This window comes from Micrococcus sp. EYE_212 (assembly GCF_023147585.1).
GTDB lineage: Bacteria > Actinomycetota > Actinomycetes > Actinomycetales > Micrococcaceae > Micrococcus.
In genome coordinates this window covers 1-10,404 of the sequence record NZ_JAHXOZ010000002.1, presented here as the reverse complement: position 1 = coordinate 10,404, position 10,404 = coordinate 1, and the positions used below count along the sequence as shown (strand labels likewise).

The window sequence follows — 10,404 nt, the reverse complement described above, 5'->3', positions numbered from 1 at the left end:
ACCGCGCTCTGCTGAACCGCCCTGCCGGCGCCGCGCCCTGCGTCGTCGCGCCTGTCCGCGGCGGACAGGCGCGACGACACAGGGCTCGTCTGGAGCTGAGGGGCCTCAGCGCTTGCCGGGCACCTTCACGTCCACCCAGGTGAGGCGGTGGTCGGAGGTGGGGAACGGATACTCGCCGGTCAGCTCGGAGCCGGGCTGGCCCTTCTCGGGCCAGAAGACGCCAGCGCCGCGCAGCGGGAGGTTCTTGGACGGCAGCGCCAGGTCCACGCGGAGGTTGCCCGGGGCCGGGCTGTCGTTGAAGTCGGCCGTGTCGAGGCTCGGGTCGCCCTCGTGCGTCAGGTTGGCGCCGCCCTGCAGCACGGACGCCTCGGCGCCGCCCGCGGAGGTGGGCTTCGGGTCGCGGATGCGGGAGTGGAAGAGCAGCTGGTCGATCGCGCCGTCCCACGAGTCGCCGTCCACCGGGTCGGCGTTGTAGTCGCCCAGGATGACGAAGCGCTCGCCACGGTCCAGGCCGCCGTGCACGCCGGCGTCGTCGTAGAGGTACTCGGCGGTCTTGCCGCCGGTGACGTAGTCGGCCCACAGGCGGATCTCGTCGTGGTTGCGGCGCTTGTTGCGCATCTCCGGGCCGTCGAAGGACGGCGGGGTGGGGTGCGCGGCGAGGAGGTGCAGCGTCGTGGTGCCGACCTGCACGGGCACGTCCCAGTGGGACTTCGAGGACAGGCGCAGCTGCTCCTGCTCCTCGGGGCTGTAGAAGTCGGTGGGCATGACGTTGCCCGGCATGTCCTGCCAGCGGAAGTCCTGGAAGGTGCGGATCTCGTCCTCGAGAATGGGGTGCTGCGAGTAGACGACCATGCCGTACTGGCCCGGGAACACGCCGAAGCCCCACGCGTCGTCCGGGCCGCCGACCGTGCCGTCGTTGTTCAGGTCCAGGCCCGAGGGGACGCCGGTGTTCACGGGAGCGGTGTAGCGGTACGCGTACTCGATGGGCTCGTGGCCGTTCTGGCCCACGGAGAGGTAGTTCTCCTGGAACAGGCGGGCGCCCTCACCGGCGGCGTCGAAGTCGAACTCGTTGACCAGCAGGATCTCGGGGCGCGTGGTCTGCACGACCTCGGCGATGTTCTGGGCCTGCGCGTTGTCCGGCGTGGAGAGGTCGCGGACCAGCTGGCCCTCGGCGCCGCGGTTCAGGGACGCGTTGTACGTGGCGATGCGCACGTCGTGCTTGGTGCGGGCCTCGACGGCCTTCGCCGGTCCGGCCTCGACGGCGGCGCGGGCTTTGGCGTGCGGGGCGGGAGCCGCGCCGGAGGCGACGGCGCCGGTCACCGCGAGCGCGCCGACGGCGATCGCGGCACTGAGGGTGCGGAGGGGACGCATGGGGAGACTCCTTCGGGAGGGGACGACGACGGCGGCCACGGTACGGCGCGCAGACGCCGGGCCGGTGGCGCGGCGGTGAACAGTCGGTGCGGGGCGGGACCACCTGAGAGACGAGCCCTGCGCTGTGGGGCCCATCGGCGCCGGACGTGGACGACGACGCAGGGCTCGTTCCCTCCTCCCGTGATGGGATGGTCCCATGAGCCCGACGTCCGTGGACCCCGCCCTCCCCCGGTTCCCGCATCTCCCGTCGACCGTCGGGATCCTGGGGGCCGGCCGCGCCGGCACCGCGCTCGCCCGCGCCCTCGCGCGCATCCCCCGGCTCCATCCCTGGATCGCCGCGCCTGACGTCGTCATGGCCGCCACGCGCCGGCCCGCGGCGGTGCAGCGCCACCTCGGCATCTACGCCCCGGAGGCGGTGGCGGTCGCCCCGGAGGACCTCGCTCAGGCGGAGCTGACCGTGGTCGCCGTCCCCCGCGAGGCCCTCGACGACGTCGACCCCGCCTGGTTCGCCGGGCCCGCCACCCGGGCGGTGGTGGACATGACCAACACCTGGGAGGCCGAGCCCCTGCCGGACTGGATGGACCCGCACGACGGCGACCCACGACTCGGCACGGAGCGCCTCGCCGCGCGCTGGGCGGCGGCCGGGCTCACGGCGCCCCTGGTCCGCGCGTTCTCCGAGATCTCGCACCACGACCTGGGCGTCGCAGGCCGCACCGAGGCACCGCGCTGGGCGCTCGCCATCGGCACGGAGCGGCACACCGACGGCGGGGGGCATGCCCTCCCCGGCGGGCGGGAGCGGCTGCGCGCCCGGGACACGGTGATCGACCTCGTCCACGCGATGGGCTTCGACGGGGTCGTGTACCAGGGGTTCGAGGAGGGAGCCCGGCTCGAGCCCGGCGGCCCCGCGTTCGGCTCCGGCGGAGACCTCGAGGAGCTGTCCCGCCGCATGAGATCCTCTCCGGAGTGGCCGGATGCGCGACCGGACGCGTGGCCGCGGGAATGACGCCGACGCCGCCCGCGCCTGTGCGTAGGCTGTCATCGACTGATCACCCGGACCCCGAGAGGACCACCATGACCCGGCCGACGCCCGACGCTCCGCTCTCCTCCCCGCGCTGCTCGGGCCCGCACCGCACCGCCTCTCGGGCGGCCGCCCTGGCCCTGGCTGCCGCCGCGGTGGTCGGTGCGGGGACGCCCGCCCTGACCGCGGGGGCCGTCGCCGGGACGTCCGCGGCCGCGGCCCTCACCCTCGCGCCTGCCGCGAGCGCCGTCCCGGCCGAGCAGGTGGACCTCGCGGACACCGCGGGGATCCTCGACCGGAACCAGCTGCTGCGCGACCTCGCGGAGATCGAGTTCCGCGAGCCCACGCGCGTCGCCGTCTTCACCGAGCGCGGCCCGGACATCCGGGACCTCGACGAGGACCGCCGGTCCCAGGCCTTCAACGGGCGCGTCCTCGACCACGCCCGCACGCAGCGGCCCGACTGGCTCAGCGCGGACGGGCAGAAGTGGGCGGACGGGCTCGTGATCGTCGCCGTGGACCCGGACAACCGGATGCTCGGCGTGTACCAGGGCGAGGACCGCAGGCTCAGCACGGACACACAGGCGGCCGTCCGCGACGACGGCAAGGACGCGGCCCGCGACGCGCGGTGGACGGACGCCGTCGTGGACATCGTGGACTCGGCGGCCTCCCACATCGGGCGGCCGCTGCACGAGGAGCCGGGCCTGTGGTTCGGCGCGGGCGGCGCCGCGGTCGGAGGGGCGGCCGCGGCCGCGGCGGTGGTCGCCACCCGGCGATCCCAGCGCCGGAAGGCCGAGGCCGACCTCGACGCGGCCCGCACCCACCTCACCAGCGTGACGATGGACTGGGACGCCACGGAGGTGAACGCCTCCACCGTGCCGACCGACGACCCGTTCGGCGCGCGCCTGATGGAGCGGTTCCGGGGCTTCCACCAGTCCACCCTCGACGCGACGCGGCGGCTCGAGGACCTCGACGCCGTGCCGCCGGGCCGCCGTCACGCGAAGTCCTTCAGGAAGGACGCCGGCAGCCTGCGCGACGACGTCGCGGAGCTCGACCGCCTCGACGACGCGATCGCCGATGCGAACACGTTCCTCAACCGCCTCCCCGGCTGGGAGGACGCCTGGGACCGCCAGGCCGGGCCCCTGCGCTCGGACCTGGACCACGTCGGCGACCTGCGCGACCACCTCGACGGGGTCGCGGGCGCGGCGGCCCCGCTGGGCGCACTCGAGTCCTTCCGCACCGAGGCCCTGGGCGAGCTCGAGTCGACCGGTGCCGGCCTGACCGAGCGGAGGGTCACCCCGCAGGCGGCGCTCGAGTCGCTCGACCGCCTCCGCCGCCGGCTCACCGACCTCCTGGAGCAGGTCGCCCAGGCCGTCTCGCTCGCACAGGACGACTCGGACGACACCCGGCTCATGGAGGAGGGGCTGGACGAACATCGCCGTCGTCCGCGGGACGCGCGCGGCTCGATCCTCGACGCCGGCGACGGCTGGCGGACGTACTGGACGATCACCTCGTTCGACGCCGGCTACCGCGCCGGCGTCTCCTCCGTGGAATCGTCCCACCAGAGCTCGACGGGCTCGGGCACCGGCTACGGCTCCTCCGGCGGCTCGTTCTCGGGCTCCGGTTCGTCGGGCAGCTTCTGAGCGGGGCGCCGGCGCCTGCTCCGCCGGGCCTGGCCTGCCTCAGGCGCGGGCGCCGACGTCGTCGCCCTCCGGGACCCACTCCAGCAGATCTCCCGGCTGGCACTGCAGGACCTCGCACATCCGATCGAGGGTGGTCAACCGCACCGCCTTGGCCCGCCCGTTCTTCAGCACCGCCACGTTGGCCGGCGTGATGCCCACCCGCTCGGCGAACTCCCCCACGGACATCTTGCGGCGGGCCAGTTCGACGTCGATCCTCACCACGATGGGCATCAGATCACCTCGTCCATCTCGGTGCGCAGCCGCGTGGCGCGCACCAGGAGGGCCCGCATCACGAGCATGAGCAGCGCCATGGCCAGGCCCGTGGCGACACCGGCGAACAGCAGGAGGAGCCACAGCGGCGGGCCGGCGACGGTGGCGGACTGATAGGTGAGCGTGGCCGCGCACACGAGAGCGCCGCCGAGGAAGGCGCCCACGATGGCGTTCACCCATGGCAGCGCGCGGGAGGTGAAGATGCGGTCCGACCGGGTCAGGGCCAACAGGCGGATGGTGCACACGATCCCGCCCTGGACGCACGCCAGGCCGAGGATCGCGAGAACGGTGATGGGCCAGCGCATGTGGGCCTCGGCGGGGAGCTCTCGGGCCATCTCCGCGCCCAGGGCCGGCAGGCCGATCACCTGCAGGAGGAGGATGAGCACCCCGGCGACCGCGAGCAGCGCCTGGAGCACCCAGGTGGTGAGGCGATGTGTCATGACCCGAGTTTCGACCGGAACCTATTGACAGTCAATACCTTTCCGCCGCGCCCCTCAGAGCCACGGCCCCGCCATCCGGATCCTCCCCACGGCCTCCTCAGAGCGGCGCACACCCCCAACGGCACCACACCCCACGCCCTCCGCGTCCTTGTCAGGCGCTGGAAGTGCCCTCACGGCCGGGCCGTCGTCGACCGTTCACCTTCCCGTGGCCGAACGATCGAATCGTCGCCGCCCACGACTGGAACAGTGCGGAAGTCACCCGAAGGATCACCCATGGCTCCCCTGCCCCACGGATCACGTCAGCTCGTCGCCCTGACGGCTGCCGCCGCCCTCGTGGCCTCGCCGCTCGCGGCCTCGCCCGCCAGCGCCGCGCCCACCCTGCCGGCGCTGATGATCACCGAGATCGCCCCGGACACCGCGGGCTCCGACCACTTCGAGTTCATCGAGGTCCGGAACACCGGCGACACCGCCGTCGACCTGTCGCAGGCCGGTCTCGCCTACATCTACGCGGACAGCGACGACACGTCCCGCGACGTCGCCCTGAGGGTGCCGTCGGGCACGCTGGTGCAGCCGGGCGAGACGGTCGTGCTGTGGCTCTCCTACACGAGCAGCACCGTCGACAGCTTCGCCCGCACCGAGCAGGACTTCCGCGACTACTGGGCCACCGAGGGCGCCGGGACCGACTACCGCCTCGTGCACGTGGAGGGCCAGCCCGGCATGGCCAACGGCGATGAGCGGGGCGTTCGCCTCACCCTGCCCGACGGCACGACGACGTGGTCCTTCTATCCCGCGGGCTCGACCTCGGCGGGCCGCACCGCACAGTTCCTCGTGGACGACGACGGCGACGCCGGAACCGCGCTGCTGGAGGGGCCGGCCGTCCCGACCCCGGGCCAGGTCTCGTCCGACGCGCTCGCCTCCCCGACCCCGGAGCCCGATCCCGGGGAGCCGGTGCCGGTGCCCGATCCCGGGGAGCCGGCGCCGGTGCCGGATCCCTCGCTGGCCACGGCGCCGCTGCAGATCACCGAGGTCACTCCTGACACGGCGAACGTCGACGGCGCAGACGGTTACGAGTTCATCGAGGTCTACAACGCGACCTCCGAACCGGTGGACTTCGGCGACTACACGCTCGACTACCTGTACCCCGCGGACGATCTGACCAACAACAACGTCGTCACGTGGCCGGCAGATCCCGTCTCCTTCCTCATTCAGCCGGGCGAGACCGTCGTGTTCTGGATCAAGAACGGCAAGAACGACCACCTCACATCGGACGACTTCAACACCCACTTCGGCACCGACCTCGCGGCCGGAACCGAGCTGGTGGAGATCCACACCGGCGGCATGGCCAACGGCAGCCCGCGTGGCCTGCAGATCGTCACGAACACCGGCTTCCCGGTGAACACGGCCTACTACAACCTGAACGGCGCGGACGACGCGATCGCCGACCAGGGCATCCAGTACGCCGTCGACCCGGCTGACCCGAATCGGCAGACCCTCGTCGGCACCGCCCCCGCCTCCCCCGGCAGCGTCACCACCGAGCAGGTCCCCGCCGGCCTCATGCTTCCCGCCGCGGACGCCGCCGGACCCGTCATCGAGGACCGGACCGCCACCGAGGTCGACCCGGCGGCGGACTTCCCCATCGAGCTGCACACCGCTGACGACGTCCAGGTCAAGACGGTCACCGTGGCGGTGCGGACCTCCGGCATGGCCGAGCCCGTCACGCACACCCTGCGGGCTGCCGAAGGCGACCTCTACCGGCACGTCATCAACGCAGTCGACCTCACCGGTCAGCGGTGGGTCGAGTACTCCGTCGTGGCCTCCGACGGCACGCACACCACGGAGCTGGAGACCCGCCGTGTGCCGGTCGCGGGCGTCGATCAGAGTGGCGTCCGCCTGTCCGTGGCCGAGGGCGAGGTCGTCTCCGGCCGCGAACGGATCACCGCCGGCGGCGACGCCTACCCCTCCACGACCACCGTCGCGGTGGACGGCGTGCGTGTGGAGGGCACCGAGGCCGCACTCGAAGGTCGCCCGGTGTTCGCCTTCGGGGCCACCAGCACCGACGCCTTCTTCCGCAACGGCGTGCTCGTCGGTGACGAGGTGCTGCACATCTTCGACGAGGGCTTCTACGACCGAGAGGTCACCGTGCCCGTCGACGTGCCGCTCGAGCACATCACCGCCGGCGAGCCGCTGACGCTCAGCGTCTATGCGGGCACCAAGGCCTGGCCGAAGATCGACCCGGACGAGAACAACGACGACTTCCAGATCCGCAACCTGCGCCTCGTCCTGCCGGACGGCCGCACCCTGCGCCCGGCAGGCCTCGAGGACGGCACGCAGTGGATTCCCATGGGCGACTCCGCGGGCAAGAACGACTACGTCGACGCCGCCTTCGACCTGCCCCAGGACGCCTTCTCCGCGACCGCGTTCGACTGGGACACCACCACGGTGGCCGACGGCGAGCACACCGTGACGGCGACGGACGGCACCACGACGGTCACCCGGACCGTCACCGTGGACAACACGGGACCGGAGATCAGCACCGACCTGGCCGACGGCGCGGAGGTCCGCGGCGCCCACACCCTTCAGGCCACTGCCTCCGATGCCGGGGCCGGCGTGGACGTCCTCACCGCCGAGCTGGACGGCACGCCCGTCGAGCTTCCCCATGAGATCAGCTCGCTGAGCCTGCCGGCGGGCGAGCACCGGCTCGTGCTCACCGCGCGGGACCTGGCCGGCAACACCTCGACCCGGACGATCACGTTCACGACCCCGGTCGAGCAGCCCGGGGCGACGCCGGTGTCACCGGCGGACGGCGCAGCCGTCGACGGCCCGGACGTGGAGCTGTCCGCGACCGTCACGGACCCCAGCGGCGATGCGCTCGACGTCGACTTCTACGCGGGCCGGGAGGTCGTTCCGGGCGAGGAGGGCCTCGACGTGTGGACCGGTGAGACCACCGTGGCCGCGGCCACCGAGCGGGACGGCAAGGTCGTGGCCGACGCCGCGGCGCTCGAGCTGATGGGCGCCGACGACGGCCGTGAGCACGTCGTGAGCTCGGACGACGCATTCCCGTACCAGCTCCTCGAGGTCCCCGTCGACGACGTCACCGCCGAGGGGAAGGTGCGCGTCACCTGGGACGGCAGCGCCAATCCGGACGCCAAGGTGATCCTCTCGGTGCTGAACACCGCCACCGGTCGCTGGGAGGAGCTCGACCGCGCCCTGACGACCGGGGACAACCCGACGGAGTTCACGCTCGAGGGCCTCGTCGACGTCGCAGACCACGTGCGCGACGGCAGCGTCCAGCTGCTCGTCCAGCACTCGGAGGGCTTCGCCCACACCGACCTGAGCACCCGCGAGTCCGCGGTGGCCGGCGGCCACCCGGAGGACGTGCCCCGCTCCGAGTACGACTTCACCCTCGGCTGGGAGTCGGACACGCAGTACTACAACGAGACCTGGTACGAGCATCAGCTCGCGATCCACGAGTACTTCCTCCAGGCGCGCGAGCGGCTCAACCTGGCCTACGTCGTCCACACGGGCGACATCGTGGACGAGTGGGACAAGCCGGAGCAGTGGGAGCGCGCCGACGACGCCTACCGGATGCTCGACGAAGCGGGTCTGCCGTATGGAGTCCTGGCCGGCAACCACGACGTGGGGCACGCCCTTGAGGACTACGGGCCCTACGGCACGTTCTTCGGCGCGGAGCGGTTCGACGGCAACCACTGGTACGGCGGGTCGTACGAGGACAACCGGGGCCACTACGACCTCATCACGGTCGACGGCGTGGACTTCATCATGCTGTACCAGGGGTGGGGGGCCGGCGACGAGGAGATCGCCTGGATGAACGAGGTGCTGGCCCAGTACCCCGAGCGCACCGCGGTCCTCAACCTCCACGAGTACATGCTGACGACCGGCGGCCTCGGACCGATCCCGCAGCGGATCTACGACGAGGTCGTGGCGACCAACCCGAACGTCTCCCTGAGGGCGGCCTGGGATACCTGCGCCTGCTGCACTTCGACAACGAGGGGCAGCGGATGCTCGCCCGGACCTACTCGCCGTCCCTGCAGGACTACAACGCCGATGATCCGTCCCTGGAGCCGCAGCACCAGGAGTTCGAGGTGTCCTACGCCCAGCTCGGCATCGAGTCGCGGACCAAGACCCTCGGGACCGACGCCGTCACCGTCGAGGTGCTGACCGGCAAGCTCATCGACCAGCAGGCCGACGTGGCCTCCGGTTCCACCGTGAGCTCGACCTGGGCAGGCCTGACGCCCGGCGAGTACGGCTGGTACATCCGCACCGAGGACCCGTACGGCGCCGTCGACCTCAGCGCCGTGCGTGAGTTCGTCGTCGTGTCCCCCACCGAGCCGCCCGTCGAGGTGGAGCCGGGACCTGCCCCCTGGCATCCCGGCAAGGGCAAGGGCCTCAAGGACGGCGTCCCCCCGGGACACCGCGACGGCCACCCCGGCAAGGGCAAGGGCCTCAAGGACGGCGTCCCCCCGGGACACCGCGACGGCCACCCCGGCAAGGGCAACGGTCGTCCCTGACGGCCTCAGAACGGGAGGGGCGGGACGCGCGTCCCGCCCCTCCCGCTTGTTCGAGCAGGCAGGCGCGGCCCGGTGGGGCACCGCCGGCCGCCGTGTGGTCGGCACCGTCCACGGCAACGGGGATGACGACGGCTGCTCGGCACCTTGACGGTGCCGACGACGAAGGCCCCCGCTCAGCTGAGCGGGGGCCTTCCCTGTGGTCGGGGTGACAGGATTTGAACCTGCGGCCTCGTCGTCCCGAACGACGCGCGCTACCAAGCTGCGCCACACCCCGTTGGCGGTCGAAGACCGGAATCCAACAGGGAGCCACACTACCACGTTGGAGTGACGGAGCCAAATCAGCCCATGCCCCCGCTCGTCAGGCAGGATGGTCACGACGCCGCCGCCGCAGGTGACAGCAGAGGAGGAGAGATGCACTGGCCGCCCTGGAGGCACTCCTCCCGCGCCGACATGCCCGCTCGCGCCGAGGACCGGCCGCGAGGCGTCCGTGAGAACCTGGCCCCGAGGGAGGACCTCAAGGCCGCCGCCGACGGCCTCCGCGAGCTGCTGACGCGGGAGAGTGACCGTCTGCGCCCGGACACGTGGAGGGAACTGTGGGACCTCCATGCCGGGGTGGAGGCACTGCTTCCCGCCTGGGATCGGATGGCCGCCGCGCGCGCAGCGGAGGCTCTCGACGTGCTCGACGTCCTGCAGCGGCACCTCCCCCGAGCCGTGGACGCGTTCCTCGCCATCCCAGACGACCAGAAGCCCTGGCACGCCGACGAGTTCGCTCGGCAGATCGAGGTCCTGGGCCGGCGGGTCGAAGGATCACGGCGCCGGCTCACGCGTGTCCTGACCTCAGCCCTGGAGGCCCAGGGAGAGCTGCTGGAGGACTGAGGGCTCGGGGCTTCCCCGTGCTCGCCGTGGTGGAACGGAGCGGAGAAGACCCCTGAACGCAGCAAAGGCCCCGCACGAATGCGGGGCCTTTGCCTCAAAAGATGTCCGGCGGCGACCTACTCTCCCACAACCTCCCGGTTGCAGTACCATCGGCGCTGTGGGCCTTAGCTTCCGGGTTCGGAATGGAACCGGGCGTTTCCCCCACGCTATGACCGCCGTAA

The 10,404-nt window shown here is 72.2% G+C and carries 8 protein-coding genes, 1 tRNA gene and 1 rRNA gene; 5 read left to right on the top strand and 5 right to left on the bottom strand.

Annotated elements, in window-relative coordinates; genetic code table 11:
• Nucleotides 1–105: 105 nt before the first annotated feature.
• Nucleotides 106–1,371, bottom strand: a complete 1,266-nt coding sequence (locus tag KZX60_RS01845; RefSeq protein WP_248115335.1) for an endonuclease/exonuclease/phosphatase family protein — start codon at nt 1,369–1,371, stop codon at nt 106–108.
• 196 nt (nt 1,372–1,567) lie between these two features.
• Here KZX60_RS01845 and KZX60_RS01840 point away from each other — a divergent pair, with 196 nt between their 5' ends.
• A complete protein-coding gene (locus KZX60_RS01840; protein ID WP_248115334.1) occupies nt 1,568–2,374 on the top strand; it encodes an NAD(P)-binding domain-containing protein in 807 nt (268 codons plus the stop codon).
• A gap of 68 nt (nt 2,375–2,442) precedes the next feature.
• Entirely contained in the window at nt 2,443–4,029 is a 1,587-nt protein-coding gene (locus tag KZX60_RS01835; RefSeq protein ID WP_248115333.1) for a DUF5129 domain-containing protein, read from the top strand.
• A gap of 39 nt (nt 4,030–4,068) precedes the next feature.
• Here the strand turns inward: KZX60_RS01835 and KZX60_RS01830 are convergent, their stop codons facing one another.
• Nucleotides 4,069–4,299: a helix-turn-helix transcriptional regulator gene (locus KZX60_RS01830; RefSeq protein WP_248115332.1), complete on the bottom strand. Its 231-nt coding sequence runs from the start codon at nt 4,297–4,299 to the stop codon at nt 4,069–4,071.
• Nucleotides 4,299–4,778, bottom strand: coding sequence for a DUF2975 domain-containing protein (locus KZX60_RS01825; RefSeq protein ID WP_248115331.1), 480 nt, complete (start codon nt 4,776–4,778; stop codon nt 4,299–4,301). Before KZX60_RS01825 ends, KZX60_RS01830 begins: the two co-directional genes overlap by 1 nt.
• A gap of 273 nt (nt 4,779–5,051) precedes the next feature.
• Here KZX60_RS01825 and KZX60_RS01820 point away from each other — a divergent pair, with 273 nt between their 5' ends.
• Nucleotides 5,052–8,957, top strand: coding sequence for a lamin tail domain-containing protein (locus KZX60_RS01820; protein WP_248115330.1), 3,906 nt, complete (start codon nt 5,052–5,054; stop codon nt 8,955–8,957).
• Nucleotides 8,882–9,307 carry a hypothetical protein gene (locus tag KZX60_RS01815; protein WP_248115329.1) on the top strand — a complete coding sequence of 142 codons (426 nt, stop codon included), beginning with the start codon at nt 8,882–8,884 and terminating at the stop codon, nt 9,305–9,307. Before KZX60_RS01820 ends, KZX60_RS01815 begins: the two co-directional genes overlap by 76 nt.
• A gap of 197 nt (nt 9,308–9,504) precedes the next feature.
• Here the strand turns inward: KZX60_RS01815 and KZX60_RS01810 are convergent.
• Nucleotides 9,505–9,581 (bottom strand) — tRNA-Pro (locus KZX60_RS01810).
• Between the two features lie 137 nt (nt 9,582–9,718).
• Between KZX60_RS01810 and KZX60_RS01805 the strand changes: the two genes are divergently transcribed.
• On the top strand, nt 9,719–10,183 hold the full coding sequence (locus tag KZX60_RS01805) for a hypothetical protein (RefSeq protein WP_248115328.1): 465 nt from the start codon (nt 9,719–9,721) through the stop codon (nt 10,181–10,183).
• Nucleotides 10,184–10,286: 103 nt separating this feature from the next.
• On the opposite strand, the gene rrf is transcribed toward KZX60_RS01805, so the two are convergent.
• Nucleotides 10,287–10,403 (bottom strand): 5S ribosomal RNA (gene rrf, locus KZX60_RS01800).
• Nucleotide 10,404: the final 1 nt, after the last annotated feature.